A 26,294-nucleotide genomic window follows, 5' to 3' on the forward strand; every position below is an offset into this window, starting at 1 on the left:
CGGCACGCCCGACCAGCATGAACGAATCCCTTGTACTCGACGCCGCGCACCGGCACTGCCAGTCGCTGCGGGACGCGCTCACCGGCTTCCGCCGGGAGAACCTCGGCCGGCTCGCCGCCTGGGGCGCCGAACTCGCCGCCGTGCTGCCCGTCGGCGGCCGGCTGCTGGCCGCAGGCAACGGCGGCAGCGCCGCCCAGGCCCAGCACCTGACGGCCGAACTGGTCGGCCGCTACCGCGAGGAGCGCCCCGCCTACTCCGCCATCGCCCTGCACGCCGAGACGTCCAGCGTGACGGCCATCGGCAACGACTACGGGTTCGACCAGGTCTACGCCCGCCAGGTGTCGGCGCACGGCCGCCCCGGCGACGTCCTCGTCCTCCTGTCCACCTCCGGCCGCAGCGCCAACCTCATCACGGCCGCGGTGACGGGCCGGGCCGCCGGACTGCGCGTCTGGGCGCTGACGGGACCGGGCCCCAACCCTCTGGCGGAGGCGGCGGACGAGGCGCTGTGCGTCGACGCCGACAGCACGGCGACCGTGCAGGAGGCCCATCTGGTCGCCGTGCACGTGCTGTGCGAGTGCTTCGACGCGGCGGGCGGCGCGCCCGCTCCCGCCGTCTCCGGGGCCGAGGGCGAGGCCAGGGCCAGGACCGAGGTCCGGCCGGTCGTCGTCGAGCGGAGGATGTCATGACCGCGCGCAAGCCCCTGGTGGTCGTCGGGGACGTCCTGCTCGACGAGGACATCGAAGGCGTCTCCACCCGGCTGTCCCCGGACGCGCCCGCCCCCGTCGTCGACGTCACCGGCGGCCGGAGCCGTCCCGGCGGGGCGGGGCTCGCCGCGGTCCTCGCCGCCCGCGGCGGGCGCGAGGTGACGCTGGTGACCGCTCTCGGCGACGATCCGGCGAGCGAAGCCGTCCGCCGCGCCCTGCGCGGCCGGGTGCGGCTGCTGGAGATCCCCCTGGAGGGCACCCTGCCGGTGAAGACCCGGGTGCTGGCCGGCGGCCGGCCCCTGGTGCGGATCGACCGGGGCGGCGGGACGCCCGGCGAACCCGACGACGCGGTGCGCGAGGCGCTGGCGCAGGCCCACGCCGTACTGGTGGCCGACTACGGACGTGGCACCGCGAGCGCCGTGCGGCCCCATCTGGAGGCCGTGGCCCGCCGCACGCCCCTGGTGTGGGACCCGCACCCCCACGGCGACGACCCGGTGCCGGGGGCCAGGATCGTCACCCCCAACGGCGCCGAGACCTGCGCCCTCAGCTCCGCCGACGGCCAGTCCCTACGGGCCTACGCCGAGCGTGGCGGCGACCTGGCCGAGCGCTGGCGCGCCGCCGCCGTCGCCGTGACCCTCGGCGAGCGCGGCGTCCTGCTGACCCGGCCCGGGGCCGGTACGCCGATGCTCGTCCCGGCGCCGTACCGCGCCCAGGGCGACCCGTGCGGCGCGGGCGACTGCTTCGCCGCCGCCACGGCGGCGGCGCTCGCGGACGGGGCGCTCCCCGAGGAGGCCGTGCAGCGCGCCGCCGCCGAGGCCGCCGCCTTCGTGGCGGCGGGCGGTGCGGGCAACCCGGCCCTGTGGCGGACTGCGGCCGGGCCCGGCGCGCAGGAGGAGGCCCCGGAGACCGACCCCTTCGCCCTCGCGGAGAGGGTCAGGGCGCGCGGCGGCACGGTCGTCGCCACCGGCGGCTGCTTCGACCTGCTGCACGCCGGTCACGTCGGGCTGCTGGAGAGCGCCCGCCGGATCGGCGACTGCCTCATCGTCTGCCTCAACTCCGACGCGTCGCTCACCCGCCGCAAGGGACCGGGCCGCCCGCTCAATCCGGTCGAGGACCGGCTGCGGGTGCTCGCGGCACTCGGCAGCGTCGACGCCGTCGCCGTCTTCGAGGAGGACACCCCGGAGGCCCTGCTGAGCCGGCTGCGCCCCGATGTCTGGGTCAAGGGCGGCGACTACTCCGTCGAGGACCTCCCCGAGGCGGAGGTGCTGCGCGCGTGGGGCGGACAGGCGGTAGTCCTCCCGTACCTGGTCGGCCGCTCCACCACGCGGCTGGCCCACCGCGCGGCGCAGGCCGCCGTGCCGGTGAAGCCGTCCCCGCCCTGAGCCGGACCCGGCCCCGCGCACCCACGCCAACGAGGAGAGGCACCCAGCGACATGAGCGCCGACAAGCGGACACCGCCGCTCACGGGCGGCGGCGAGGCCACGGACCGGATCCCGGACCCGGCACCCCGGCCGCGAGTCCTGGTCCTGAGGGCCCTCGGGCTCGGCGACCTGCTGACCGCCGTGCCCGCCCTGCGCGCGCTGCGGCGCGGCCTGCCGGAACACGAGGTGGTGCTGGCCGCCCCCGAGCGGCTGGCGGAGGCGGCGGCCGCGACGGGTCTGGTGGACCGGCTGCTGCCCGCGTCCGCCCCCGGCCGGGCGGTGCCCGCCGAACTGGCCTGGGACGGCCCCGCACCCGACGTCGCCGTGGACCTGCACGGCAACGGCCCGCCGAGCCACCTGCTGCTCCAGCGGCTCGGGCCGCAGCGGCTCTTCGCGTACGCCCACCCCGGGACGCCCGGCGTCGCGGGCCCCACGTGGCGGCCCGACGAACACGAACGGCACCGCTGGTGCCGGCTGCTCGACTGGTACGGCATCCCGGCGGACCCGGAGGACCTGCGCATCCCGCCGCCCGCCGTCGCCTCACCGGCGCCGGGCGCGGTCGTGGTGCACCCGGGCGCCGACGCCGCCGCCCGCCGCTGGCCGCGTGAGCGGTTCGCGGCCGTGGCCCAGGCGCTGCACCGCGCGGGTCACCGGGTCGTGGTGACCGCCGGTGCGGGGGAGGGCCCGTCGGCCCGGCAGGTGGCGGCGGAGGCGGGGCTCGCCCCGGAGGCGGTCCTGGGCGGCGCGGGCGACGTGCCGTTCGCCCGGCTCGCCGCGCTCGTGGACCGGGCCCGCTGCGTGATCGTCGGCGACACCGGTCTCGCCCACCTGGCGTCGGCGCTCGCCACCCCCTCCGTCGTCCTGTTCGGCCCCGTCGCCCCGCGCCTGTGGGGGCCGCCAGCCCGCGCGCGCCACCGGGTGCTGTGGCACCCCGACGGCGACTACTCGGCGCGCCCCGGCGACGCCCACGGCCCGCTGCCGGACGAACGGCTGCTGCGGATCACCGTCGACGAGGTCGTCGAGGCGGTACGGGAACTGCCTGAGCCGGACCTCCGCAAGGAGAGGGACCTGCCGCTGGTCGGAGGCTCGTGGTGAGCGGGGAGACCGTGCACCGTGCCGGGACCCGCCTCCCGGCCGGCGAGCGGCCGGCCGGCCCGCCGCGGACCGGCATCGTGGTGATCACCATGAACCGGCGCACGAGCCTGCTGCGCACCCTGGACCGCCTGGCCGCACTGCCGGAACGGCCACCGGTCGCGGTGGTCGACAACGGTTCAACGGACGGCACGGCGGAGGCCGTGCGGGCCCGGCACCCGGCCGTTCGGCTGCTCACCCCCGGCCGCAACCTCGCCGCCGCCGGCCGCACGCACGGCGCCGCCGTGCTCGACACGCCGTACATCGCCTTCAGCGACGACGACTCGTGGTGGGAACCGGGCGCCCTCGACCGGGCCGCCGACGTGCTCGACAGCCACCCCCGGCTGGGGCTTGTGGCCGCCACCACGCTCGTCGGCCCGGAGGCGTCCCCCGATCCGCTCAACCGGGCACTGCGCGAATCGCCGCTGGGCCAGGAGCCGGACCTGCCCGGGCGTTCCGTCCTCGGCTTCCTCGCCTGCGCGTCCGTGGTGCGCCGGGCGGCGTACCTCCAAGTGGGCGGCTTCCACCCGCTGCTCGGGGTCGGCGGTGAGGAGCAGCTGCTCGCCATCGACCTCGACGCGCACGGCTGGGGAGTGGCGCACTGTCCCGGCGTCGTCGCCCGCCACGACCCCGACGCGGGCCCGCGCCCCGGCCGGGCGGCCCGGATGCGCCGCAACGAACTGCTCACCGCCTGGCTGCGGCGGCCCCTGCGCCAGGCCCTCGCCCAGTCGGCGCGGCTGGCCCTCGACAGCCTCGACGACCCGCAGGCCCGGCGCGCGCTGGCCGAGACCGGCCGCCGGCTGCCCGCCGCCCTGGCCCGCCGGCACCGGACGCCGGCCCGGGTGGAACGCCGTCTGCGCCTGCTGGAGAGGTCGTCGTGAGCCGGTGACGACGTGAGCCGGTGACGACGAAACCGCCGCCGCCCGGTGGAACGGGCGACGGCGGTCGGCGTGCGGAGGCGGAGTCAGGCGGCCGTGCCCAGGGCCGGCCGACCGGCGGGCACCGGCTGCGCCGTCCGCACGATCACGGCCCCGGTCGTACGGCGGCGGCGCAGCAGGAAGCCCGCTCCGATCGCACCGGCGATGATCAGGCCGCCGGACACCAGCGCGCCCCGCGCCCCCGCCAGCTCCATCAGGAGACCGAGCGCCGGCGGGCCCGCGAGACCCCACGACGTCTTGACGGTGCCCCAGACGCCGAGCACCCGGCCCCGCAGGTGGGCCGGCGGGTCCGTCTGGAGGAGGGTCGTCCCCGCCGTGTCGGATACCGACTCGACCACGGCCATCGGCAGGACGAGCACCAGCAGTACGGCGAGCGACGGCGAGAACCCCGCCACCACCTGGAGCAGGGCCCCGGCGGCCGCGAGCGTTCCCACGAGCCGCACGGACGGCTTGCGCAGCCGGGCCCCGAGGACCGCGCCCACGATGCCGCCCACGGCGAGCACGGTGGACACGGTGCCGAAAGCCCCCGCGCCGCCCGCGAGCGGTCCGGTGACGAGTACGGCCAGGGTGAGCCCGTAGTTGCGTCCGAAGACCGCGCTGATCCCCGTGATGCCGGCGAGCGCGACCAGCCGGGGCCGCCGCAGGAAGAACACGACGCCCTGCCGCACGGTCATGTCGTGGCCGGCCTCCGGCCCGCCGGTCTCCCGGGGACGCTCCTCGGCCGCCGGGGCGGTCGCGGCGGCCCGTACGGCCTTGTGCACGGGACGCAGGAAGGGGATGACGGCGGCGACGAACAGGAAGGAGAAGCCGTTGGCCGCGTAGGCGGCGGCCGTGCCGAGGAATCCGACGGTGACACCGGCCAGCGCGGCGCCGGCGAGGCGCCCCGCGTTGTGGACGAGCGACCCCACGCCGATGGCCGAGGGGACGTCCTCCGTACGGACGAGATCGTTGCCCAGCAGCGAGCAGGCCGGCCCGTCGACGGTGGCGATGAGACCCGTCACGGCGGCCAGCGCCATCAGGATCGCGAGGTTGAGCTGGTCCGTCACCACCAGGACCGCGGTCAGGAACGCGACGGCGCCGAGCAGGCCTTGGCTGACGGCCGCCGTCAGCTTCCGGGGCCAGCGGTCGACCGCCGCGCCGCCCGCGAGGCTCATCAGCAGGCCTGGCGCGGCCTGGACGGACATCGAGAGCCCGGTCGCGGCGGCGGACCCGGTGATCTGGAGCACCAGCAGGTTCTGGACCGTCAGCTGCATCCAGGTACCGGCGTTGGACACGAAGTTCGCGACCGACCACCAGCGCATGCTGCGGTACTTCAGGGAACGCCACGGCGCGTGGTCGCCGGCCCCGCTCTTCGCGGGACGGCCGAACCGCCCGCGGCGGGCGGGCAAGGCGGCGTCGGGGGCAGGGGCAGGGGAGGGCGCGAGGCCCGCAGGCAAGGAAGACACAGTGAGTTACTCGGGAGACGAGCCGGGGCTCAAGTGGCGGAACGGCGGGAGCTCACAACACCGGCTGCTCTGCGCGGCCGCTCCACCGGATCTGGTCTGGGCCGTTCCGCTCGGCTGCGGACCCGGGACGCCTGTCGGCGGCGGGGGAGTCCTGCCGGGCACGGCCTGGACCATCGTGGCAGAAGGGTTCGGCGCCTGCGGGCGGGAACGTCCCGCGCGGTGGTCCCCGGCAGCCGGGATCCCTTGTCCCGTACGGGATCCGACACTTCTGGTGGGCTTGCTCACAGGTCCGGGCCGTGCTCCCGCCCGCCCGCCCGGACGCGTGAGCGCGACCACAGCGGCGGGCCGGGCGGGGCGGCCTAGTCCGGCGTGCCGCACCCGCCCCCGGGGCTCACAGTGGGAGACGGAGCGGTCGCGGAGCGCACACCGCTCCCGTCCGGCAGGCGCGGAAGGCAACGGAAGGCAGCGGCATGGAAAGCGGAGTGCGGGTCGATCTTCACGGCAGGCAGGCGCTGGTCACCGGCGGCGCGCGGGGGCTGGGGGCCTCGATCGCGCGGAGCCTGGCGGGGGCCGGGGCTTCCGTACTGGTGGCGGACATACGCAAGGACCTGGCACGGGACCTCTGCAGCGAGCTGGGCGCCACGGGCCCCGGCGACGCGCGGTTCGTGGAGATGGACGTCCGCGACCCCGAGGCCGTCGCGGAGGTCTTCAAGGACCTGGAGGCGGAGGGCCAGGCGGTGGACATCCTGGTCAACAATGCGGCCGTGGACGTCTCCAAGCCCATCGAGCACCTGACGGCCGACGAGGTGACGCGGGTCGTCACCACCAACCTGCTCGGGCCGATCTACCTGTGCCTGGAGACCTACCGCCGCATGGTCGCCCGCGGCGGCGGCCACATCGTCAACATCCTCTCCACGGCGGCGAACCGCACCTGGACCGAGGCCGGACCCTACGCGGCGGGCAAGTCCGGCCTGCGCGCGTTCACCCACACCCTGTTCCAGGAGGCGCAGCGGGACTGCCCGGGAATCGGCGTCACCGGCATCATCGCGGGCGGAATGGAGACACCGTTCATCATGGAGCGCTTCCCCGACGCCGACACCTCGATGCTGCAGAGCCCGGACATCGTGGCCGACACGGTGCTGTACGCCCTCTCCGTTCCGGCCGGCAGCGCGGTGTCCGAGCTGGTCGTCGTTCCGCGCAAGGAACCGTCCTGGCCCTGAGCCCCCGTCAGCCCGTCCCACGAGGAGGACCTTCCGTATGCCCAGCCCTGGGAACGCAGCATCGCCAGTCGCCGTCGTCACCGGCGCGGACTCGGGAATCGGGCGCGCCACGGCCGTCCGTCTCGCCGCACGGGGCATGGACGTCGGCATCACCTTCCACACCGACCGGGAGGGCGCCGAGGAGACGGCCCGGGAGGTGCGCGGGCACGGGCGCCGGGCGGCCGTGGCCGCCATGGACCTGACGCGCCTGCCCGAGGCCGCCGACGTGGTCGACCGGCTCGCGGACGAGCTGGGCCGTGTCGACGTCCTGATCAACAACGCGGGGACCGGCACTGCCACCCCGTACCTCGAACTCGGCCTCGACACGGTCCGCCAGGTCCTCGACGTGGACCTGATCGGCCCCTTCCTGTGCGGTCAGCGGGCGGCGCGGCGCATGATCCGGCAGGGCGACGGCGGAAGGATCGTCAACGTCACCTCGGTCCACGAGACGGCCCCCCGCGTCGGCGCCGCGCCGTACTGCGCGGCGAAGGGCGGTCTCGGCCTGCTCACCCAGGTGATGGCCCTCGAACTCGCGGAGTACGGCATCACGGTCAACGCCGTCGCCCCCGGCGAGATCGCCACGCCGATGACCGGCCAGGAGGACACGGACGTCACCACCGAGGTGCGCCGCGGCGTCCCCCTGGGGCGTCCCGGCGACGCACGGGAGGTGGCCGCCGTCATCGCCTTCCTGGCGAGCCCGGACGCCTCGTACGTCACGGGCGCCTCGTGGCAGGTGGACGGCGGCATGCTGCGCATGGGGCCCATGGCGGGCTCCCACCTGGACGACGACTCCTGGCGCCGCCCCTGAGCCCGGCGGCCGGGGTCAGATGAGGATCGCGTAGACCAGGAAGAAGGCCGCGATCAGCACCACGAGCACGCCGATGGCGATCAGCGGGCCCTTGGCCCAGCCGCGCGGCGGGTCGACGCGGGGGCCGGTGCCGGAGCTGGTACTGGCCTCGCCGGGAGGCGTTTCACCGGGAGGCACCGAGCCGCCCGGTTCGAGACCGGTGGTGCGGTCCGGATCGGGATCTGGGTTGAGTGGTGTGTTCATACCGAGCGAGTGCCCGATTTCGGCAGAATCACATATATGCGACGAATTACGTCCGGTGTGGCGGTAAGGGATCCCGGCGCGTAACCGGGGCGTGCGCGGGTACCCGTGCGGCGGTGGGGGCCGCGGCTACCGCCGCACGTCCGAGTGGAGGACCCGATGGGTCAGCAGGTACGCGAAATCATGACGAGCACCCCGGTCACCGTGGGCCTGCTCACGGCGGTGAGCGAGGTCGCGCACCGCATGCGCGAGGAGGACATCGGCGTGGTCCTGGTCGCGGAGGGCGACGAACTGCGCGGACTGGTCACCGACCGGGACCTGGTGGTGCGCGTGCTAGCCGAGGGCAAGGACCCGGGGGAGACGACGGTCCGGGACGTGTGCAGTGCGGATCTCGTCACGGTCGCCCCCGACGACGAGGTCGACCACGCCATCCGCCTGATGCGGGAGAAGGCGCTGCGCCGGCTCCCCGTGGTCGAGGGCTCGGCCGCGGTGGGCATCGTGTCCCTGGGTGATCTGGTGATCGAGCGCGATCCCGGCTCCGCCCTCGGGGACGTGAGCGCCGCCGCGCCCAACATCTGACGGGTCCGCAGGCGCGTGTCCGCGGCAGGGGCCCGAACGGGTGGCGCTCTGCCCCGTACGAGCGTCGGTGACGGGCCCTGTCCGCCCGGTTCGGGCAGGCTGGGCCCGTTGACTCAGTGAGCGCCCCCGAAGCGGAGTTGCCGAGCCGAGCCCCCGGACGCCACCGGGGGCTCCGGCTTGTCCGGACCTGGACCGCCGGGCCCCCGGGGCCGCGTGCCGGTCGTGCTCAGGTCACGGGCGCCGGCGCCGGACCGGGGCCCGGCAGCGGGCCCGGCGCGGGCTTCGGTTCCGGCGGAGGAACCGGCGCCGGCGGATCCGGTTCGGGCTGAGGCGGAGCCGGGGGCACCGGATCGGGCCCCGGCGCAGGCACCGGCCCGGGCGCGGGGCCCGGCGCGGGCCCGGGACCCGGGGCGGGGGTCGGGTTGGGAGGGACGGGGTCGTTCGGAGGTGTGCCCATGAGAAAACCCATTCGTGCGGGAGTCGTCCGTCCTCCCGGCGGGTGCCCCGGAGATCATGCGGCAAACGGAACCGTCCCCGTCGAGGCGACCCGTCACGTGGGGGAGCGGTCCCACCGCAGCGGGGACGCCCGTGCGCGCAGCCGCTCAGCGGTCGCGCGGGTCGGCCCGGGGCGGGGGATGGCGTCCCGCCCCGGGCCGTTTCGCCTCCTCGGCGTCAGCGCCTCCGTCCCCGGGCCGACCACCCGGCGCCCAGGCCCGCCACGTGCAGGGCGAGAAGGGCGAGGCCGACGAGCATGAGGCTCGTCGTACCGAAGATCGTTTCCGTCGACGTCTCGGTCACGTGAAGGAGGAAGGCGATGACGAAGACCACCGCCGCCGCGATTGCCAGCATTGTTCTTCTCCTGCCGCTCGACAGCGCGCCACGCGCAGGGGGTGGTGGGGCGCCGCTGACAGCCTTGTGCCCCGCCGCCCACCGCTCATGCCCCGCCCGCGGAGGGCCGGCCGGCCGTGCGGCGCGCCCGCCCCCGGGCGGGCGCGTTCAGTTCGCCCGGCCGACGTGCGGCAGCACCTTGTCCGGCGTCAGCGGCAGATCCCGCAGCCGCGCTCCCGTCGCGTGGTGGACGGCGTTGCCGATGGCCGCCGCCGTGCCGACGATGCCGATCTCACCGATGCCCTTGCTCCCCATCGGGTTGAGGTGCGGATCGTCCTCGTCGACCCAGTGCGCCTCGATCGACCGGACGTCCGCGCACGCCGGCACGTGGTACGACGCCAGGTCGTGCTCCGCGAAGTCCCCGAAGCCGGGATCCATGGTGCTGTGCTCCGTCAGCGCCATCCCGATGCCCATCGTCATCCCGCCGATGAACTGGGAGCGCGCGGTACGCGGGTTGAGGATGCGCCCCGCGGCGTACACGCCGAGGAGGCGGCGTACGCGCACCTCACCCGTCACCGTGTCGGCCTGCACCTCCGCGAAGTGGGCGCCGAACGCGTGCCGCGCGTACGGCGGTTCCTCCGCCAGCTCCCGCTCCGTGTCCGCCGTCGCCGTGATTCCCCCGGCCGGTACGCCGCCCCCGCCCTCCCGCAGCCGCTCGGCCAGGAGCGTGCACGCCTTGTGCACCGACCAGCCCCACGAGGCCGTTCCCGACGAACCGCCCGCGAGCGGCGCCACCGGCAGGTCGCTGCTGCCGATCTCGACGCGCACCGACTCCAGCGGCGCGTCCAGCACGTCGGCGGCGATCTGCGCCAGCACGGTACGGGCCCCGGTGCCGATGTCGGTGGCGTTGATCCGGACGACGTACCTGCCGTAGGGGGCGGCGTGCGCGGTGGCGCCGGATGGGCTCACCAGGACGGGATAGGTGGCCGCCGCGACGCCCGTGCCGAGCAGCAGATCGCCCTCCCGGCGGATACCGGGCCGCGGATCGCGCCCCTCCCAGCCGAAGCGCCGCGCCCCCTCCCGCAGGCACTCGGCCAGGTGCCGGCTGCTGAACGGTCTGCCGCTGTCGGGTTCGGTGTCCGGTTCGTTGCGCAGCCGCAGCTCCACCGGGTCGAGGTCGGCCGCGACGGCCAGTTCGTCCATGGCCGACTCCAGGGCGTACATCCCGGACGCCTCGCCCGGAGCCCGCATCCAGGACGGCGACGGCACGTCCAGCGCGGCGACGCGGTGGCCGGTGCGGCTGTTCGGCGAGGTGTACATGACGCGGGCCGGCACGGCCGCCTGCTCCACGAACTCCTTGACCGTCGACGTCTGCGTGACGACCTCGTGGGCCAGCGCGGTGACGACGCCGTCGGCGCCGGCCCCCAGCCGTACGCGCTGCACCGTCGGCGCGCGGTGCCCGACGACGGCCGCGAGCTGGCGGCGGGGGAGCACCAGTCTGACCGGCCGCCCGGTGTGCCGAGCGGCCATGGCGGCCAGCACCACCTGCGGCCGGGGAGTGCCCTTGGAACCGAACCCGCCGCCGACGTGCTCGGAGAGCACGGTGATCCGGCGCTTCTCCAGCCCGAAGATCTGGGCGAGGGCGTCGCGCACCTTGCCCGAACCCTGACTGGAGTCGTGCACGGTCAGACACCCGTCGTCCCACCAGGCGGTCGACGCGTGCGGCTCCATGGGGTGGTTGTGCAGCGCGCTCATCGTGTACGTCGCGTCGACGCGCACGGCGGCCGCCGGGTACGCCGCGTCGAAGTCGCCGCGCTCCCTGACGGCGGGCACCCCGCTGTTCGCCTCGTCCGGCGTGTAGAGACCCGGGTGGTCCGTGGTCAGCCGTACGTCGTGCTCCTCGGACACGTACTCGATCCGCAGCGCCCCGGCCGCCGACACGGCGTTCTCCGGCGTGTCGGCGACCACCAGGGCGACGTACCAGCCGCGGTGCGGCACCCGCTCGTTCTGGAGGACGGCCAGGATCGGGTCGTCCGGTTCCTTGAGGCGGGGCGCGTTCTCGTGGCTGAGCACGGCGAGCACGCCGGGCAGGGCCAGTACCTCGTCGGCGTGCACGGCGGTGACCCGGCCGCGCGCGACGGTGGCGGGGACGGGCCACGCGTAGGCGCAGCCGGGCGGGGTGTGCTCGGCTGCGTAGCGTGCGGCGCCGGTGACCTTGTCGCGGGCCTCCGCGCGGACGGCGGGGGCGCCGAGGGGGCTGTGTGCGTGCGTCATGACGGGGTGTCACGTCCTCAGGTACGGGAGGCGAGTTCGGCCAGCACGCTGACGGCGAGGTTGCGGGCGAGCGGCACCTTGAAGCCGTTGTCGCGCAGCGGCTCGGCCGCGGCGAGTTCGGCGTCGGCAGCCCGGGCGTAGGTCTCCTCGGTGGCCGGCGCTCCGCGCAGTACCTCCTCGGCCGTGCGGGCCCGCCAGGGCACGTGCGCGAGGCCGCCGAAGGCGAGGGCGGCGTCCCGCACGATGCCGCCCTCGACGCGCAGGACGGCGGCGACGGAGGCGAGGGCGAAGGCGTACGAGGCGCGGTCGCGTGCCTTGCGGTAGCCGCACCGCGTGCCGGGCAGCGCGGGCGGGAGGGTGACGCCGGTGACCAGCTCGCCCGTGCGGACGACGGTGTCCTGGTCGGGGCGGTCGCCCGGCAGCCGGTGGAAGTCGGTGACGGCGACCGTGCGCGCGCCCTGCGGGCCGAGGAGGTGGACGGCGGCGTCGAGGGCGGCCAGCGCGACGGCCATGTCGGAGGGGTGGGTGGCGACGCAGTGCTCGGAGTGCCCGAGCACCGCGAGATCGCGGTGGACGCCTTCGCGGGCGGGGCAACCGGTGCCGGGGGCCCGCTTGTTGCAGGGCTTCGACGTGTCCTGGAAGTACGTGCAGCGGGTGCGCTGGAGCAGGTTCCCCCCGGTCGTCGCCACGTTGCGCAGCTGACCCGACGCGCCGGAGAGCAGGGCCTGCGACAGGACGGGGTAGCGCGTGCGCACGGCCGGGTGGGCGGCCAGGTCGCTGTTGCGCACGGTCGCGCCGATGTGCAGTCCGCCGTCGGGCGTCTCGCCGATCCGGTCCAGCGGCAGCCGGCTGACGTCGATGAGCAGATCGGGCGCCGCGACCCCGAGTTTCATCAGATCGACGAGGTTGGTTCCGCCGCCGAGGTACTGCGTGCGCCGACGGGTGTCGAAGGCGTCGACCGCCTCCTCGGCGCTGTCGGCCCGGAAGTACGCGAACGGCTTCACGGCGCCACGTCCCCGATCGCGTCGACGATGTTCGGATAGGCGCCGCAGCGGCAGATGTTGCCGCTCATGCGCTCGCGGATCTCGTCCGGGGTCAGGGCGGCGGGACCGCCTGGGGAGTGCCGGGGCGACGTGACGTACGAGGGGTGCCCCTCCACGGCCTCGGCCAGCATCCCGACGGCCGAACAGATCTGCCCCGGTGTGCAGTAGCCGCACTGCAGGGCGTCCCGCTCGACGAACGCCTCCTGGAGCGGATGGAGCCGGTCGCCCTCGGCGAGTCCCTCGACGGTGGTGACGCGCGCCCCGTCGTGGGCGGCGGCCAGCAGCAGACAGCTGTTGGCGCGCCGGCCGTCGACGATCACGGTGCACGCGCCGCACTGGCCGTGGTCGCACCCCTTCTTGGCCCCCGTCAGGCGCAGGTGCTCGCGCAGGGCGTCGAGAAGGGTCGTGCGGTGGTCGAGCGTCAGGGTGTGCGGCGTCCCGTTGACGTGCAGAGTGAGGACCGAACTGTGCGCGTTCTCCTGCTGGACGGTGGGCTCCACTCCGTCGCCGCCTTTCAGGTCCGGAGGCATCGCTTCGCCTCTTCCTATCAAAATGTTCAGCCGTTCGCGTTCCGGTTCAGCGGCCCCGGGCGGGGTACTGGGGTGGGACGCCATCCCGAGCAAGGAGGTAGGCATGGCCATCGCGACGTACTGCCTCGTGGCCGTGGACTGTCCGGACCCGCAGGCGCTGGCCGGCTTCTACGCCGCCGTGCTGGACGGCGACGTGAAGAAGGACAGCGAGGACTGGTACGACCTGTACGTGCCCGGCGGGGCCCGTATCGCCTTCCAGCGCGCGCCCGGTTTCCGGCCGCCCGACTGGCCGCGTGCCGACGCCGACTCGCAGCAGATGCATCTGGACTTCGACGTGCCCGACATCGAGGCGGCCCAGGCGCAGGTGCTCGCACTCGGCGCCACCCCGCTCGACCTCGAGGACGAGGGCGGCCGTCGGGGCTTTCGCGTGTACGCCGATCCGGCGGGCCACCCGTTCTGCCTCTGCCGCGCCCAGGAGGAACAAGGATCATGAACGACCCCCGTACGCAGAACCAGGAAGACAACGGGACGCCTGTCCCGCGCGACCTGCCCGACCAGCAGGCGGAGGCCGGCGAGGACCCGGCGGACGAGGTCGGCGGCCGTACGCCGGACGACAGTCGCGACGGCGGCGACGAGGCGTCCGCCGCCGGGCAGGAGCCGGTCCCGGAGGAGCCGTCCGGCTGAACGCGGCCGGCGTGACGCGGCGTCCCGGATTGCAGGCGGACGGTGACCGGCGCAAGGTGGATGAGCCAGGACCAGTCACCTCTGATCTCTCTGGAAGGAACACCCTCGTGAGCAAGGCGAAGGCGAAGGCGAAGCAGGTCAAGGGCAAGCTGAAGGAATCCGCCGGCAGGACCACCGACAATCCGTCGATGGAGGCCGAAGGCCGCGGTGAGCAGCTGAGGGGCAAGGCCCAGGAGACGGTCGCCAAGACCGGCGAGCGGGTCAGGAAGTCGCCCCAGAAGTAACCCGGTACCGCACAGGTACGGAGAACGGGCCGCGCCGCTACGACGGGCGCGGCCCGTCGTCCTGCACGGACACAGCACCGGTCACGCGCCACCGGTCACGAAGCACCGGAGACACACCACCGGTCACCCAGCACCGGAGACACAGCACCGGTCACGAAGCCGGAGGCGAAGCACCCCGCACCGGCCGCCACGCACGGGGCCCGGGCACGAGCCATCAGGGAGGAAACGGCGACATGGAGCACGCGGCCGTCTTCGACGTCGACGGAACCCTCGTCGACACGAACCATCTGCACGTCACGTCCTGGTGGGAGGCGTTCCGCCAGGCCGGGCACGACGTCGTGATGCACGACATCCACCGGGCCGTCGGCCTGCCGGGCCACGACCTCGTCGCCCGGCTGCTCGGCGACGACCGCGACACCGTCCGGGACGACGCCGTCAGCGCCGCGCACAAGACCCTGTACGCGACGTACGCGGACCGCCTGCCCGCGCTGCCGCAGGCCGGCCGGCTGCTGCGGACCCTCGCGGAAGAGGGCTGGACCGTCGTACTCGCCACGTCGGCGAGCGGCGGCGAACTCGACGCACTGCGCCGCGCCCTCGACGCCGACGACGCGATCACAGCCACCGCGAGTTCCGAGGACGTCGACGAGGGCAAGCCGGCCCCCGAGCCGGTCGAACGGGCGCTGGAACTGGCAGGCGTGCCCGCCGAACGCGCCGTGTTCGTCGGCGACACGGTGTGGGACATGGAGGCCGCCTCCCGGGCCGGTGTGCTCGGCGTGGCGCTGCGGTGCGGCGGCATCCCGCACCGGGACCTGGAGGAGGCCGGGGCGGTGGCCGTCTACGAGGACCCGGCCGATCTCCTCGCGCACCTAGACGACAGCCCCTTCGCCCGGCTGCGGGAGCGATTGGGCGGCGCGCGTGGGGGCACCCGGCCCCCGTCGTAGGCAGGCAAGGTTCCGGAGGGGCGGCAGTGGCAGTGGGGGAGAGCGGGCGGCGCTCGCGCACGAGCGGCGCCGCACTCGGCCGTACGTGGTGGTGGGCGGCCGGGGAGGTGGCCGCGATCGGCCGCTCCGCCCGCCGCGCGGCGGCGGGCCCGGGGCCGGAGCGGGACGTCGTCACCCAGTCGCTGAAGGCCGCCGGGGCCGCGGCGGCGGCCTGGGCGCTGACCGGCTGGTGGTGGAACGCGCCGATGGCGCTGATGGCCCCCTGGACGGCCGTCGTCCTCGTACAGAGCACCGTCTACCGGTCGCTGCGGTCCGGGGCACAACAGCTCGTCGTGATCGCGCTGGGCACCGTCCTGGCGGCCGGGGCGGCCAACCTGACGGGCGACACCATGACCGCGATGGTCCTGGTGCTGCCGGTCGCGGTCCTGATCGGCAACTACGCGCGCTTCGGCGAGCACGGCCTGTACGCGCCCACCACTGCGGTTTTCGTGCTCGCCTACGGTTCGTACTCGGGCCTGGACATCCTGCACCGGCTCTTCGAATCGGCCGTCGGCGCGGTCATCGGCATCGCGGTGAACGCGCTGATCCTCCCGCCCGTCCACCTGCGCAGCGTCCGCGACTCCCTGCGCCGGCTGCCCGAGGAGTGCGCCGAGCTGCTGCGCACGGTCGCCGACGGCCTGCGGGAGGGGTACGGGCGCCAGGAGGCCGAGGGCTGGCACGACCGCGCGCGGCGGGTCGGGGGCATCCTGGCCGACCTGCGCGACGCCCGGCGGTGGAGCCGCGAGAGCTACCGTCTCAACCCCGGCCGCCGGCTGCGCCGTACCGGACCCGCGCTGCCCCCGCCCGCGTGGGACCAGGCATGGGAGCGGATCGCCGACCCGCTGACGGCCCTGATGCGCACCCTCGCCAGTACGACCAGTGACGGGCCCCCGCTCACGCCGCTTCCCGAGGCCGCCGTGGCACCCCTGTCGGATCTCCTGCGGGCGGCCGGCGACGTGTGCGCGGAGGACCGGGACCACCTCGAGGGGCGCGGCGGCTGCGGGGAGGAGCGGGCGCTCAAGCTGGAGGCCGCCTGGGCCGCGCACCGGCGGCTGAAGCGGCAACTGGCTGAGCAGGACGGCGAGACGGCCACGTCGCTGGGGGGCCTGGTGGCCCAGGCCCAGCAACTCCTGCACGAGCTGGCCCCGGTGGACGACGGCGACCGCGCGGCACGCGGCGAACGGAACAGGGGGTAAAACCCAACTTTTGGGGCACCCGGTGGCCATAGCCTCAATGTTCCGAAGGCTGTCGGGGTCCGGGGTACCGAGACCCAATCGAGACGAGGGGGTGCGTCATGGCCGACGTCCTCCAGTCGCATGGTCAGATCCGACGCCTGACCCTGTGCGGCACCGAGGACGTGGTGGGTCGCTGTCGCGACTTCACCCGGGAGGCGCTGGCGGACTGGCGCTGGACGCCGGCCGCGGACGAGGAGGACCAGGCCGTCGTCGACGACGTGCTCCTGCTCGTGTCCGAGGTGGTCACCAACGCCTGTCTCCACGCGGGCGGGCCGCGGGAGTTCGTACTTCACTGCACGGCCGACCGGCTGCGCATCGAGGTCAGCGACGGCAGCCCCGTGCATCCGCGGCCCCGGCCGTCCGGCGTCGCCGTGCCCGGCGGGCACGGTCTGACGGTGCTGCGGCGCCTCGCCCGGAGCTGGGGGTCGCTGCCCCGGGGAGGCGGCAAGACGGTGTGGGTGGAGGTGACGGCGCCGCGCGGCCACCGGGAGCGGCGGCCGGAGTAGCGGGCCTGCCGTCGTCGTCCGCGAGAAGCGCGTCGCGCAGGGTCGCCAGGATGCGCGTGAGCAGCCGGGACACCTGCATCTGGGAGATGCCCATCCGCTCGCCGATCTCCCGCTGGGTGAGCTCCTCCACGAACCGCATGGTGAGGATCATCCGGTCGCGCTCGGTCAGCGCGGTCACCAGCGGCTTCAGCGCCACGACGCATTCGACGGTGTCGTAAGCGCGGACCTCCTGGCCGAGACAGCACTGGGTGAAGCCCGCGGGAGCGTCCTCGAAGACCACGTCCAGGGAGCGGGCGTTGTAGCCGTTCGCGGCCCGCCGTCCCTCCCGGACCTCGTCCTCGTCCACGCCCAGGTGGGCGGCCAGCTCGGCGCCCGTGGGCTCACGGCCCAGCCCCTGTTCCAACGTGTCGCAGGCGCGGGCGATGTCGATCCGCAGTTCCTGGAGGCGGCGCGGTACGCGGACGTCCCAGCTGTTGTCGCGGAAGAAGCGCTTGATCTCGCCCTCGATCGTCGGCAGTGCGAAGGAGGGGAACTCCACCTCGCGTCCGAGGTCGAAGCGGTCGATGGCCTTGATCAGGCCGATGGTCCCGACCTGGACGATGTCCTCCATGGGCTGGTTCCGGTTGCGGAACCGCGCCGCGGCGTATTTGACCAGGCTGAGGTTGATCTCCACCAGGGTGTTGCGGACGTACGCGTAGTCGGGCGTGCCCTCCTTCAGCGTCGCCAGCCGCTCGAACAGGGAGTCGGAGAGGGTGCGCGCGTCCAGTGTGCAGAGGGTGGCGGGATCCGGGATGTCCGGGAGGCCGGCCGCTCCCGGCCGTGGTGCGCCGGGTTCGGTGGCTCCGGATTCGGTTTCACGGGTACGCAGGCGGCTGGACATGAGGCTCCTTCGACGCGCTGGGAGAAACCGTCGTTCGAGCGTCCTGCCGACATCTTACCCAAACGGGCGTTTTAGTGCTTTATCAGGCGCTTCCGCCGTGCGCGACTAGCTCGCCTTGCGGCCCGCCAGCGGCGCCGTCTGCTCGCCGCTCCCCTTGCGCACGCCCTCCAGGAACTCCCGGATCGCGTCGGTGGACGTACGCTCCGGCTCCCAGTCGAGTTCCCGGCGCGCGCGGGACGAGTCCAGCACGGGCAGCCGGAGCACCGCGTCGAACAGGTGCGGCGAGGCGGGAGCGAGGCGCGCGTTCCAGGCCGCCGCCAGCGCGGCGCGCACCACGCCGGTGGGCACCTTCACCACCTTCGCGCCCAGCAGCTCGCCCAGCACCTTCGCGTCCACCACGGGGTCCGCGGCCAGGTTGAACGCTCCGCTCACGTCCCGCAGCACGGCCTGCCGGTACGCCCGCGCGGCGTCGTCGGTGTGCATGGCCTGGAACACGAGCCCCTTCAGGTCCGGCACCCAGGGCAGCAGGTCCGGCCGTACCAGCGGACCGGGCAGGAAGCGCCCGGCGAAGATCCGCCGCTGCTCGCTCGCCGACGTCTCCTTGAACAGGAACGCCGGGCGCATGCGGACGACGCGGACGTGCGGGTGCTCCAGCTCGAAGGTGTCCAGCACCCGTTCCAGATACGCCTTCTCGCGGCAGTACGCCGCGTCCGGCCAGCCGTGGGTGGGCCAGGACTCGTCGACGCCCGGAGCCTCCTTCGGCCCCGGCGCGTACGCGCCGACCGACGAGGCGTGGACCAGCGCGGGCACACCGGCGGCCGCGACCGCCGTGAAGACCCTGATCGACCCCAGCACGTTGGTCTGCCAGGTGATCACCGGGTCGTGGGTCGGCTGGAAACGCCAGGCGAGGTGGACCACGGCGTCCGCACCGGCGAACCAGCCGGCGAGCCCGTCACCCTCCGCATTCTCGCCCAGGTCCACTGCCGCCCACTCGGTCCGGGGGAAGGCCAGGTCGGGCACCCTGCGCGCCAGGCCCAGGACGGATCCGACCCGCGGATCCTCCGCGAGGGCGCGCACCACGCTGGTGCCGACGTTCCCGGTGGCGCCCGTGACGACCACTCGCAGTCCTGTTCTCTCGCTCATGAGGCACTCCGTGACCTTGCTCGTCCTGACTGTGCTTCCGAACCAGCCTGCGCACCGCTGCCGCACCGGGCGGACGTCCTGCGGGTCCCCACAACGGACCGGGTGAAACGGCCGTCACCTGACGAGCAGGGCGAACGCCGCGCACCCCCCGCCCGCGACGCCCGCGCACACGACGGTCACCGCCACACACCGCGCCCGCAGGCGGCGGTAGCGCTCGGTGTACTCCGCACGCAGGGAGGTGGCCCGCGCCGCCACGCGGACCAGCATGGCCTTGGAGGCGGCCAGCCGCTCGTCCGTGTAGACCCGCTCGACGTCCTCGCGCTGCGCGCTGGTCAGCCACGGCAGCCGCTCGGCGAAACGGGCGGCGTGGTGGCGCGCGTCCGCCACCTCCGAACTCCACAGGAGGTAACCCTCCAGCTGGGCCAGACCGCGGGCGCTCTCCTTCTCGGGCTCCACGCTCACGCCTCATTTCCTTCCCTGGCGGCGTACTTACCTCTGCTTGTCCCCGGGCGCCACGGTCTCGGAGACGTCGGGGCGGTTGTGGGCCTGGTCGAGCGCGGCGATCAGCGGATGGTGCAGGTCGAAGGCCGGTGACTCGGAGCGGATCCGGGGGAGGGTGACGAAGTTGTGCCGGGGCGGCGGACAGGAGGTCGCCCACTCCAGCGAACGGCCGAATCCCCAGGGGTCGTCGACCGCGACCGGCTTGCCGTACTTCGCGGTCTTCCAGACGTTGTAGAAGAACGGAAGGAGCGACATGCCCAGCAGGAACGAGGCGATCGACGAGACCGTGTTCAGCGCGGTGAAACCGTCAGCGGCCAGGTAGTCGGCGTAACGGCGCGGCATGCCCTCGGCGCCGAGCCAGTGCTGCACCAGGAACGTGCCGTGGAAGCCCACGAACAGCGTCCAGAAGGTCATCTTGCCCAGGCGCTCGTCCAGCATCTTGCCCGTGAACTTGGGCCACCAGAAGTGGAATCCGGCGAACATCGCGAAGACCACGGTGCCGAAGACGACATAGTGGAAGTGCGCGACGACGAAGTATGTGTCGGTGACGTGGAAGTCCAGCGGCGGCGACGCCAGGATGATGCCGGTCAGGCCGCCGAAGAGGAACGTGACGAGGAAGCCGGTCGCCCACAGCATCGGCGTCTCGAAGCTGAGCGATCCCTTCCACATGGTGCCGATCCAGTTGAAGAACTTCACTCCGGTCGGCACCGCGATCAGGAAGGTCATGAACGAGAAGAACGGCAGCAGCACCGCGCCCGTCGGGAACATGTGGTGCGCCCACACCGTCGCGGACAGGCCCGCGATCGCGATGGTGGCGCCCACCAGACCGATGTAGCCGAAGATCGGCTTGCGGCTGAAGACCGGGATGATCTCCGTGACGATGCCGAAGAACGGCAGCGCGATGATGTAGACCTCGGGGTGCCCGAAGAACCAGAACAGGTGCTGCCACAGGATCGATCCGCCGATGGCCGGGTCGAAGATGTGCGCGCCGAACTTGCGGTCCGCCTCCAGCGCGAGGAGCGCCGCCGCGAGCACCGGGAAGGCGAGCAGCACGAGGACACCGGTCAGCAGGATGTTCCAGGTGAAGATCGGCATGCGGAACATCGTCATGCCGGGTGCGCGCATGCAGATGATCGTGGTGATGAAGTTGACCGAGCCGAGGATCGTGCCGAAGCCGGAGAAGGCCAGACCCATGATCCACATGTCGGCGCCGACACCCGGCGAATGCACCGCGTCGTTCAGCGGGGAGTAGGCGAACCAGCCGAAGTCCGGGGTGCCGTCCGGGGTGAGCAGGCCGCCCACCGCGATGAGCGAGCCGAAGAGGTAGAGCCAGTACGCGAACATGTTCAGCCGGGGGAACGCCACGTCGGGTGCGCCGATCTGCAGCGGCATGATCCAGTTCGCGAATCCGGCGAACAGCGGCGTCGCGAACATCAGCAGCATGATCGTGCCGTGCATCGTGAAAGCCTGGTTGAACTGCTCGTTCGACACGATCTGGATGCCGGGACGGGCCAGTTCGGCCCGCATGAGCAGCGCCATCACCCCGCCGATGATGAAGAACATGAACGACGTGGTCAGATACAGCGAACCGATCGTCTTGTGGTCGGTGGTGGTCAGCCACTTGATGACGACGTTGCCCCGCTGGTGCGGGTGGACCGGAAGTTCGTCCTCGTAGCTCTCCGGTTCCGATCCGGGCGGTCCTGCGGTGTTCATCGTCGTCATTACGACGTTCCTCCGGTTGAAAATCGCGTGCGGTGGCGGCCCGCCGGCCCCCTGCCCGCGAGCAAACCAGTCACGCGGGCAGGATGTGAGCCAGAAGGCTGGTACGCCGTCGAATTCACCCGGTCGGCCCCGCGGGGGCCGGGACCTCGGGGGCCGGGGACACGGGCGCGGGGGAGCCCGGATCCGGCGAGTCGGGCGCGGGGGAGTCGGGGGCGGGCGAGTCCGGCGCGGGGGGGTCGGGTGCGGGCGAGTCGGGGGCCGGGGAGTCGGGGTCCTGCTCGGACGGCGGGTCCACCGGAGGGGAATCCGTGTCGGGCGACTCGGTGTGCGGCGACTTCGACGTCCGGCCGGGGGACGGGGACTTCGTCTCCTTGGCGGGTGGCTCGGTCCGCTCGTCGTCGGCGCCGGTGTCGCCCGCGTCGCGCTTGAACCAGTCGTCGCTCTCCGGGTCGAACAGGAGGAATTCGTCGACCGGCTTCGGCGCCGGCTTCACCGTCACGACGTCCGAGGAGCGGAAGCCGGGCCACGGCTTGCCCGTGCGTTTGGCCGCGCCCTTGACCGCGACCGGCGGACGCAGCGGATTGCCGCACGCGCAGCGCACCCGCGGCACCCCGCGGTCGTCGATCAGGACGGCGGTACCGGCCTGGAGCACCGACTGGTAGGGCGTCGGGGAGCCGTTGCGGTAACCGTGGTTGGTGACCCGGGTGTCCATCCGCAGCTGAACGGGGGTCAGTGACCGCAGGTACGCGGGGACGCCCGTCGGCTCGATCCCGAGGACGGATGCGAAGGCCCGGTTCTTGTCCTTCTGGGCGGTGAGCGCCGAGATCTGCTTCTCCACGTTGCAACTGGCGACCTTTTGGGTGCCGCCGTACACGCCGGGCTCGGAGCCCTCCACCGCCTGGGTGACGCCCGTCCGGGTCGGCGACACGCTCGGTTGCACTTCCTGGGGCGAGGTCGGCTCGGCCGTCGCCGCCGAGGTGTTGCGCGCCGTCGACTCGGTGTACGGATCGGGTCCGGACGAGCCCGCGGCCTCCAGGAAGACCTCACCGCCGGCCACCGATCCGCCGTCGGGCCGGGTGAGGACCACGGTCACCACCACCGCGGCGACGAGCACGGTGGCGATGGCCGCGACCCTCGGCACGGACCGCCACCAGGGGTGGCCGGGGCCCTCGGGCTGTCCCGGCCCGCCGGGCCCGCCCGCCGTGCCGCCGCCGCTGCCCGGCGGGCCGGACGGCGGACCGGAAGGCGTTTCGGGCGGGGGCGCGGGACGGCCCCCCTGGCCCGGTTGGGTGGGACCCGAGAGCGGGCCGGAGGGGGGACCTGTGGGGCGGCCGGACGACTGCGGCGGTTCAGCACTCACGGGCGGTACTCCCCAGCTAGGGATCGGTCGCTATGCGTACGCTTTGCCTGCCTTGCGTGCTTATTGTGTGCCTCGTACCCGGACGGCTCGCAAGCTGACGCGGTCGGCCCTCTCCGGCGGCGGACACCGGCTGCCGTGCTTAGCGTGGCAGGGTGAGCCAGCAGAAATTCAGCGACCGAAGCCGTGCCGGGCGCGCCGCACACGTCTGGCGGGACGCCCTCGTGGCGGTGCTCGCCGGCCTGGTGGCCATGGCCGCCACGGCCGCCCTCGGACTGTGGGCCGCGGGTGCGGCCGAACTGCCCTCGGGCGCCTTCCCCCGCGTCGTCGCGGCCGTCGTCGTGATGGCGGTCGGCGGGTCGGTCGACGTGTCCGGGGCCGCCGGCGTGCTCGCCGAGACCAAGGCCGACCTCTCGGTCATGCCGCTCTCGGTGACCCTCGTCGGGGCCCTGGTGACCGCCACGCTCTTCGTGCGGCCGCTGCGGCACCGGGCCGTCGCCGGCACCCGCGAACTGGCCGGCCGGGCGGGCCGGCTGGCGGTTCTGTGGGTGGTGGGGCTCGTCGTCCTCGCGCTCCTCGCGCGGCACACCTTCACCATCCCCCTGGAGGACCCGACGGGCGGCCTCCTCGACGACTTGCTGGGAGACGACGGGGCGCCCAAGGTGGGCTTCCGGGCCGACATCCCCCTCACCGTGCTGTTCGGGCTCCTGTGGCTGGCGGGGCTCCTGTTCGTCGCCCTCCTCGTATCCCGCAGGGCCCCGCTCCCCGCCCGGCTGGTGCGCTTCCAGGAGCCCGTACGGCCGGCGGCCTTCGCCATGGTCGCGCTGCTGCTCGCGTACGTCGCCGTGGTGCTCCTCATCGCGCTCGTCGTCCTGGTGACGCACGACCACCGCGCCGAGACGCTCGCCGTGATCCTCCTCGGCCTGCCGAACCTCGCCTGGATCGCCCTCACCCTGGGCCTGGGGGCGTCCTGGGAGGGGAAGGTGAACGGCCCGTTCGGGCTGCCCATGCCGCAGGTGCTGGACGAGGTGCTCCGTACGAAGGACATCTCCACCCTCAGCCTCGGCACGCTCACCGAGCACGACGGACGGGCGTGGTGGCTGCTGGTCGCCGCCGCGGTCCTGGTGCCCGCCGCCGCGTTCCTGATGGCGGTGCGCTCACCCGCGCGGATGCGGCACTGGCAGCACGCCGTGCACATGGCCGTGGCCCTCACCCTCACGGTGCTGATGATCTGTCTGGTCGCCGGCGTCTCCGCGCGGCTCGGACTCTCGCTGCTCGGCCTCGGTGACCTCTTCGACGACGGCGGCGGCGGTCTCGGCGGAGAGGTGTCGCTCCAGCCGCGCCTGTGGACGGCGCTCGGCCTCGCCCTCCTCTGGGGGCTGGTGGCGGGCTTCCTGGGCGGCCTCCTCGCCCGCCGGGTCCACCGGCGCGGCGAGGTCCCGCCGAAAACCCCTTTAGCCCGCGTGCCCCGGGAACACCGGTAGCGCCCAGCGCGGCGGGGCGGGGGGAGCCTCGGGGGCGAAGGACCGCCCGCCGGCGCGGGCCGCCGCGTACGCCGCGCCGTTGTCGCCCGGGCCGATGCCTGCCGCCGCAGCGCGCAGCGCGGCCACGAACTGCAGGCAGGAGCCGTACCGGTCGTCCGGGCTCTTGGCGAGCGCCTTCGCCAGTACGCCGTCCACAGCGTCCGGGAGGTCGGGGCGCCGCTCCGTCAGGGGCGGCGGCGGGTCGAACTGATGGGCCCACAGCAGCGCCATGTCGTCGTCGCGCTGGAACGGCGGACCTCCGGCCATCGTCTCGTGGACGACGCAGGCGAGGCTGTAGACGTCGCACCTGCCGTCCACCGGGCGTCCCGAGATCTGCTCAGGCGCCACGTAGTCGAGGGTGCCGACGAACTGTCCGACGGTGGTGAAGCCGGTGAGCGACAGCGACTTCTTCGTCAGCCCGAAGTCGGTGAGGTACACGTGCTCCGGGTGGTCGCTGTCCGTGCCCTCCGCCACCAGGATGTTGCCCGGCTTCACGTCCCGGTGCACCAGGTCGTGGCTGTGGGCGGCGTCGAGCGCGGACGCCACCTGCGCGGCGATCCGCGACGCGGTGGCGATCGGCAGCGGGCCCTGGCGGTCGAGCAGATGGCGCAGGTCCTGACCCGCGACGAAGCGCATGGCGATGTAGAGGACGCCGTCGGTCTCGCCGGCCTCGAAGACCGGCACGATGTGCGGATGGTCGATCGCGGCGGCCACCCGCGACTCGTGGGTGAACCGGCGGCGGAAGGTGTCGTTGCGCGCGAGTTCCGGTGCGAGCAGCTTCAGGGCGACCGTACGGTCCAGACGCAGATCCTTGGCGCGGTAGACGACGGCCATGCCGCCCCGGCCGATCTCGCTCTCCACGCGGTATCCGGCGATCTGGGTGCCGACCAGTTCGGACGGCCTGCCGGCCAGGCCGCTCTCGTGCGGCGTGCGCGCCATCACCCGTCACCGGGCCGGGCGGGCGGATGCGGGGCGGCCCCGTCGCCGGGCCGGACGACGCGGGTGGCCTCGCGGTCGCGGCCGTCGTCCCCGTCGTTCTGCGGCCGCCGCTCCTCGCCCGCTCGCGCGCGGGTCGGCTCGGGTGGGGAGGCGACCACCCGGGTGGGCTCCGGCGACGCCTCGCCGCGCGGCTCGTGGCCGTCACCGGGCCCCCGCTCGCCGGCGGGGCTCCTGTCCGCGCCCGGCCCGGCCGGTGGCCGGGCGGCTACGCGTGTGGGTTCGGGCGGGGCGGGTCGGTCCGGGCCCGGTTCCGGTTCCGGCGCGTCGCCGCTCCCCGCTCGTCGTCCGGCAGGGTTCCCGGCGACGGGTGGAGTGACGATCTGCGTCGGTCCCGCGGCCGCCGGGCGGTCCGGTCCGGGGGGCGGTGCGTCGTCGTGGCGGGAGCCGCGTCCGCCGGCGGGGCCCTCGTCGGGCGGCGTGACGATGCGGGTGGGTTCCGGTTCCGGTGGGGGCGCGCCGCCGGGGCCCTGGCCGGGCTGCCCGGGCGCTCCCGTGCCCTCGGGTCCGGTTGCTCCCGTGCCCACCGGCGGGTCTGCGATCCGGGTCGGTTCCGGCCGGGCGGCGGCGACCGGCGTACGGTCCGCCGGTGGGGCCGGCTCCGGCGCGTCGCTGTCCGGCGGCCCGACGGGGTCCGAACCGAGCGGGGCGACCACCTGCGGGGGGTCGGGCGGAGACGGGCGTGGGCCGTCCGCGGCTCCCGGCGCGACCACCTGTGTCGGCTCGGGGGCCCGCGCCGGGGCGGCGGGCGGCCGCCCCGTCACCTGGGTCGGTTCGCGGGGCGGCTGATCGGCGGCGGGTGACGAGGAGGCCGCGTACGTGGCGAGACGCGTTCCGTCGCAGTACACCCACCGCTCGTGCTCCGCGTCGTACAGCCACACCGCCTCACCGTCGACCACCATCCCCACCCGCAGTCCGCGCGTGCGGCGGTGGAAGCCCTCTCCGTCCGTGCGGCCCGCGGTCAGGTCCTCCGCGGCGCGCCGGTACTGGCTCAAGGATTCCTCCACCCGTGCCAGCAGCGGCCGCGGGTCCGCCGTGCGGGCCATCGGCTGCCCGGCCGCCGGGGGTTCCTGCGGGACGGACACCAGCAGCCGGCCGTCGACCCAGGCCGACCAGCCGTTGGCGCAGAGAACCTGCCCCCAGTCCCCGCGCCGGCCGATCAGCCGCACCGGCAGCAGCGGGTCGAGCGGCTCGGTCGGCCGGCTCACGTCCGGTTCCTCCCAGGCGGGCAGCCCGAACTGGGGGACGACATGCGTGGGACGGAAGTCCGGAGTCGTCATGGG

Annotated in this window: 26 protein-coding genes and 1 pseudogene; 14 read left to right on the top strand and 13 right to left on the bottom strand. The window is 74.2% G+C overall.

Features of this window, described 5'->3' with window-relative positions; all coding sequences use genetic code 11:
* Positions 1-17 precede the first annotated feature (17 nt).
* The 4 genes from AC07FK_RS10715 to AC07FK_RS10730 are packed head-to-tail and all read left to right on the top strand — an operon-like array spanning position 18 to position 4,137.
* Positions 18-686 carry a D-sedoheptulose-7-phosphate isomerase gene (locus AC07FK_RS10715; RefSeq protein WP_479104420.1) on the top strand — a complete coding sequence of 223 codons (669 nt, stop codon included), beginning with the start codon at positions 18-20 and terminating at the stop codon, positions 684-686.
* Complete coding sequence (gene rfaE2, locus AC07FK_RS10720) at positions 683-2,086, top strand: D-glycero-beta-D-manno-heptose 1-phosphate adenylyltransferase (protein WP_479104422.1); 1,404 nt, start codon at positions 683-685, stop codon at positions 2,084-2,086. The genes AC07FK_RS10715 and rfaE2 overlap by 4 nt, the downstream gene beginning before the upstream one ends.
* 51 nt (positions 2,087-2,137) lie before the next feature.
* The gene (locus tag AC07FK_RS10725) at positions 2,138-3,220 is read left to right on the top strand and encodes a glycosyltransferase family 9 protein (RefSeq protein ID WP_479104424.1); all 1,083 of its coding nucleotides are present in this window, start codon (positions 2,138-2,140) and stop codon (positions 3,218-3,220) included.
* Positions 3,217-4,137: a glycosyltransferase family 2 protein gene (locus AC07FK_RS10730; RefSeq protein WP_479104426.1), complete on the top strand. Its 921-nt coding sequence runs from the start codon at positions 3,217-3,219 to the stop codon at positions 4,135-4,137. The genes AC07FK_RS10725 and AC07FK_RS10730 overlap by 4 nt, the downstream gene beginning before the upstream one ends.
* An 83-nt stretch (positions 4,138-4,220) precedes the next feature.
* Here AC07FK_RS10730 and AC07FK_RS10735 read toward each other — a convergent pair whose 3' ends face one another.
* Entirely contained in the window at positions 4,221-5,495 is a 1,275-nt protein-coding gene (locus AC07FK_RS10735) for an MFS transporter (protein ID WP_479104956.1), read from the bottom strand.
* A gap of 614 nt (positions 5,496-6,109) precedes the next feature.
* Here AC07FK_RS10735 and AC07FK_RS10740 point away from each other — a divergent pair.
* Positions 6,110-6,859, top strand: a complete 750-nt coding sequence (locus tag AC07FK_RS10740; protein WP_479104428.1) for an SDR family oxidoreductase — start codon at positions 6,110-6,112, stop codon at positions 6,857-6,859.
* A gap of 37 nt (positions 6,860-6,896) precedes the next feature.
* Positions 6,897-7,706 (top strand): SDR family oxidoreductase, encoded by an 810-nt coding sequence (locus AC07FK_RS10745; protein WP_479104429.1) that lies wholly within the window; start codon positions 6,897-6,899, stop codon positions 7,704-7,706.
* Positions 7,707-7,721: 15 nt separating this feature from the next.
* Here AC07FK_RS10745 and AC07FK_RS10750 read toward each other — a convergent pair whose 3' ends face one another.
* A complete protein-coding gene (locus AC07FK_RS10750; protein WP_479104430.1) occupies positions 7,722-7,949 on the bottom strand; it encodes a DUF6480 family protein in 228 nt (75 codons plus the stop codon).
* Positions 7,950-8,105: 156 nt separating this feature from the next.
* Between AC07FK_RS10750 and AC07FK_RS10755 the strand changes: the two genes are divergently transcribed.
* Positions 8,106-8,525 carry a CBS domain-containing protein gene (locus AC07FK_RS10755; RefSeq protein WP_479104432.1) on the top strand — a complete coding sequence of 140 codons (420 nt, stop codon included), beginning with the start codon at positions 8,106-8,108 and terminating at the stop codon, positions 8,523-8,525.
* Between the two features lie 672 nt (positions 8,526-9,197).
* On the opposite strand, the gene AC07FK_RS10760 is transcribed toward AC07FK_RS10755, so the two are convergent.
* The 4 genes from AC07FK_RS10760 to AC07FK_RS10775 all read right to left on the bottom strand — a co-directional run bounded on the left by AC07FK_RS10760 (position 9,198) and on the right by AC07FK_RS10775 (position 13,200).
* Positions 9,198-9,374 (bottom strand): hypothetical protein, encoded by a 177-nt coding sequence (locus AC07FK_RS10760; protein ID WP_479104433.1) that lies wholly within the window; start codon positions 9,372-9,374, stop codon positions 9,198-9,200.
* Positions 9,375-9,521: 147 nt separating this feature from the next.
* The gene (locus AC07FK_RS10765; RefSeq protein ID WP_479104435.1) at positions 9,522-11,627 is read right to left on the bottom strand and encodes a xanthine dehydrogenase family protein molybdopterin-binding subunit; all 2,106 of its coding nucleotides are present in this window, start codon (positions 11,625-11,627) and stop codon (positions 9,522-9,524) included.
* Between the two features lie 17 nt (positions 11,628-11,644).
* Positions 11,645-12,631 carry an FAD binding domain-containing protein gene (locus AC07FK_RS10770; RefSeq protein ID WP_479104436.1) on the bottom strand — a complete coding sequence of 329 codons (987 nt, stop codon included), beginning with the start codon at positions 12,629-12,631 and terminating at the stop codon, positions 11,645-11,647.
* A complete protein-coding gene (locus AC07FK_RS10775) occupies positions 12,628-13,200 on the bottom strand; it encodes a 2Fe-2S iron-sulfur cluster-binding protein (protein ID WP_479104438.1) in 573 nt (190 codons plus the stop codon). The genes AC07FK_RS10770 and AC07FK_RS10775 overlap by 4 nt, the downstream gene beginning before the upstream one ends.
* A gap of 103 nt (positions 13,201-13,303) precedes the next feature.
* On the opposite strand from AC07FK_RS10775, the gene AC07FK_RS10780 reads away from it, so the two are divergent.
* The 6 genes and pseudogenes from AC07FK_RS10780 to AC07FK_RS10805 all read left to right on the top strand — a co-directional run.
* Positions 13,304-13,693 (top strand): VOC family protein, encoded by a 390-nt coding sequence (locus tag AC07FK_RS10780; protein ID WP_479104440.1) that lies wholly within the window; start codon positions 13,304-13,306, stop codon positions 13,691-13,693.
* Positions 13,690-13,884: a hypothetical protein gene (locus AC07FK_RS10785; RefSeq protein WP_479104442.1), complete on the top strand. Its 195-nt coding sequence runs from the start codon at positions 13,690-13,692 to the stop codon at positions 13,882-13,884. The genes AC07FK_RS10780 and AC07FK_RS10785 overlap by 4 nt, the downstream gene beginning before the upstream one ends.
* A 107-nt stretch (positions 13,885-13,991) precedes the next feature.
* Positions 13,992-14,168, top strand: coding sequence for a CsbD family protein (locus AC07FK_RS10790; RefSeq protein WP_479104444.1), 177 nt, complete (start codon positions 13,992-13,994; stop codon positions 14,166-14,168).
* Positions 14,169-14,401: 233 nt separating this feature from the next.
* On the top strand, positions 14,402-15,109 hold the full coding sequence (locus tag AC07FK_RS10795; RefSeq protein ID WP_479104446.1) for an HAD family hydrolase: 708 nt from the start codon (positions 14,402-14,404) through the stop codon (positions 15,107-15,109).
* A 26-nt stretch (positions 15,110-15,135) separates the two neighbouring features.
* Positions 15,136-16,344 carry an FUSC family protein gene (locus AC07FK_RS10800; protein WP_479104448.1) on the top strand — a complete coding sequence of 403 codons (1,209 nt, stop codon included), beginning with the start codon at positions 15,136-15,138 and terminating at the stop codon, positions 16,342-16,344.
* 98 nt (positions 16,345-16,442) lie between these two features.
* Positions 16,443-16,784: pseudogene (locus tag AC07FK_RS10805) on the top strand (ATP-binding protein); the annotation flags it as partial.
* Here AC07FK_RS10805 and AC07FK_RS10810 read toward each other — a convergent pair.
* The 5 genes from AC07FK_RS10810 to AC07FK_RS10830 all read right to left on the bottom strand — a co-directional run bounded on the left by AC07FK_RS10810 (position 16,705) and on the right by AC07FK_RS10830 (position 22,495).
* A complete protein-coding gene (locus tag AC07FK_RS10810; protein WP_479104449.1) occupies positions 16,705-17,769 on the bottom strand; it encodes a SigB/SigF/SigG family RNA polymerase sigma factor in 1,065 nt (354 codons plus the stop codon). The pseudogene AC07FK_RS10805 and the gene AC07FK_RS10810 sit on opposite strands and share 80 nt — an antisense overlap.
* A 105-nt stretch (positions 17,770-17,874) precedes the next feature.
* Positions 17,875-18,912: an NAD-dependent epimerase/dehydratase family protein gene (locus AC07FK_RS10815; protein WP_479104451.1), complete on the bottom strand. Its 1,038-nt coding sequence runs from the start codon at positions 18,910-18,912 to the stop codon at positions 17,875-17,877.
* Positions 18,913-19,026: 114 nt separating this feature from the next.
* Complete coding sequence (locus AC07FK_RS10820) at positions 19,027-19,368, bottom strand: hypothetical protein (RefSeq protein WP_479104957.1); 342 nt, start codon at positions 19,366-19,368, stop codon at positions 19,027-19,029.
* Between the two features lie 33 nt (positions 19,369-19,401).
* Positions 19,402-21,126, bottom strand: a complete 1,725-nt coding sequence (gene ctaD / locus AC07FK_RS10825) for an aa3-type cytochrome oxidase subunit I (protein ID WP_479104958.1) — start codon at positions 21,124-21,126, stop codon at positions 19,402-19,404.
* 124 nt (positions 21,127-21,250) lie between these two features.
* On the bottom strand, positions 21,251-22,495 hold the full coding sequence (locus tag AC07FK_RS10830) for a DUF6777 domain-containing protein (protein WP_479104453.1): 1,245 nt from the start codon (positions 22,493-22,495) through the stop codon (positions 21,251-21,253).
* Between the two features lie 152 nt (positions 22,496-22,647).
* Between AC07FK_RS10830 and AC07FK_RS10835 the strand changes: the two genes are divergently transcribed.
* A complete protein-coding gene (locus tag AC07FK_RS10835) occupies positions 22,648-23,976 on the top strand; it encodes a streptophobe family protein (RefSeq protein WP_479104455.1) in 1,329 nt (442 codons plus the stop codon).
* On the opposite strand, the gene AC07FK_RS10840 is transcribed toward AC07FK_RS10835, so the two are convergent.
* A complete protein-coding gene (locus AC07FK_RS10840; protein ID WP_479104457.1) occupies positions 23,947-24,954 on the bottom strand; it encodes a serine/threonine-protein kinase in 1,008 nt (335 codons plus the stop codon). The two genes, AC07FK_RS10835 and AC07FK_RS10840, sit on opposite strands and share 30 nt — an antisense overlap.
* The gene (locus AC07FK_RS10845) at positions 24,954-26,291 is read right to left on the bottom strand and encodes a hypothetical protein (RefSeq protein WP_479104458.1); all 1,338 of its coding nucleotides are present in this window, start codon (positions 26,289-26,291) and stop codon (positions 24,954-24,956) included. Before AC07FK_RS10845 ends, AC07FK_RS10840 begins: the two co-directional genes overlap by 1 nt.
* Between the last annotated feature and the right edge of the window lie 3 nt (positions 26,292-26,294).

The sequence above is a fragment of the Streptomyces sp. NPDC046122 genome, from assembly GCF_056429965.1.

What these genes read in the sequence shown, in the direction of transcription:
- AC07FK_RS10780 (WP_479104440.1), top strand. Translation starts at nt 13,304, where the DNA reads ATGGCCATCGCGACGTACTGCCTCGTGGCCGTGGACTGTCCGGACCCG.
- AC07FK_RS10845 (WP_479104458.1), bottom strand. Translation starts at nt 26,291, where the DNA reads ATGACGACTCCGGACTTCCGTCCCACGCATGTCGTCCCCCAGTTCGGG.
- AC07FK_RS10765 (WP_479104435.1), bottom strand. Translation starts at nt 11,627, where the DNA reads ATGACGCACGCACACAGCCCCCTCGGCGCCCCCGCCGTCCGCGCGGAG.
- AC07FK_RS10795 (WP_479104446.1), top strand. Translation starts at nt 14,402, where the DNA reads ATGGAGCACGCGGCCGTCTTCGACGTCGACGGAACCCTCGTCGACACG.
- rfaE2 (WP_479104422.1), top strand. Translation starts at nt 683, where the DNA reads ATGACCGCGCGCAAGCCCCTGGTGGTCGTCGGGGACGTCCTGCTCGAC.
- AC07FK_RS10785 (WP_479104442.1), top strand. Translation starts at nt 13,690, where the DNA reads ATGAACGACCCCCGTACGCAGAACCAGGAAGACAACGGGACGCCTGTC.
- AC07FK_RS10745 (WP_479104429.1), top strand. Translation starts at nt 6,897, where the DNA reads ATGCCCAGCCCTGGGAACGCAGCATCGCCAGTCGCCGTCGTCACCGGC.
- AC07FK_RS10840 (WP_479104457.1), bottom strand. Translation starts at nt 24,954, where the DNA reads ATGGCGCGCACGCCGCACGAGAGCGGCCTGGCCGGCAGGCCGTCCGAA.
- AC07FK_RS10815 (WP_479104451.1), bottom strand. Translation starts at nt 18,912, where the DNA reads ATGAGCGAGAGAACAGGACTGCGAGTGGTCGTCACGGGCGCCACCGGG.
- AC07FK_RS10715 (WP_479104420.1), top strand. Translation starts at nt 18, where the DNA reads ATGAACGAATCCCTTGTACTCGACGCCGCGCACCGGCACTGCCAGTCG.
- AC07FK_RS10760 (WP_479104433.1), bottom strand. Translation starts at nt 9,374, where the DNA reads ATGCTGGCAATCGCGGCGGCGGTGGTCTTCGTCATCGCCTTCCTCCTT.
- AC07FK_RS10810 (WP_479104449.1), bottom strand. Translation starts at nt 17,769, where the DNA reads ATGTCCAGCCGCCTGCGTACCCGTGAAACCGAATCCGGAGCCACCGAA.
- ctaD (WP_479104958.1), bottom strand. Translation starts at nt 21,126, where the DNA reads ATGAACACCGCAGGACCGCCCGGATCGGAACCGGAGAGCTACGAGGAC.
- AC07FK_RS10725 (WP_479104424.1), top strand. Translation starts at nt 2,138, where the DNA reads ATGAGCGCCGACAAGCGGACACCGCCGCTCACGGGCGGCGGCGAGGCC.
- AC07FK_RS10740 (WP_479104428.1), top strand. Translation starts at nt 6,110, where the DNA reads ATGGAAAGCGGAGTGCGGGTCGATCTTCACGGCAGGCAGGCGCTGGTC.
- AC07FK_RS10750 (WP_479104430.1), bottom strand. Translation starts at nt 7,949, where the DNA reads ATGAACACACCACTCAACCCAGATCCCGATCCGGACCGCACCACCGGT.
- AC07FK_RS10775 (WP_479104438.1), bottom strand. Translation starts at nt 13,200, where the DNA reads ATGCCTCCGGACCTGAAAGGCGGCGACGGAGTGGAGCCCACCGTCCAG.
- AC07FK_RS10755 (WP_479104432.1), top strand. Translation starts at nt 8,106, where the DNA reads ATGGGTCAGCAGGTACGCGAAATCATGACGAGCACCCCGGTCACCGTG.
- AC07FK_RS10735 (WP_479104956.1), bottom strand. Translation starts at nt 5,495, where the DNA reads ATGCGCTGGTGGTCGGTCGCGAACTTCGTGTCCAACGCCGGTACCTGG.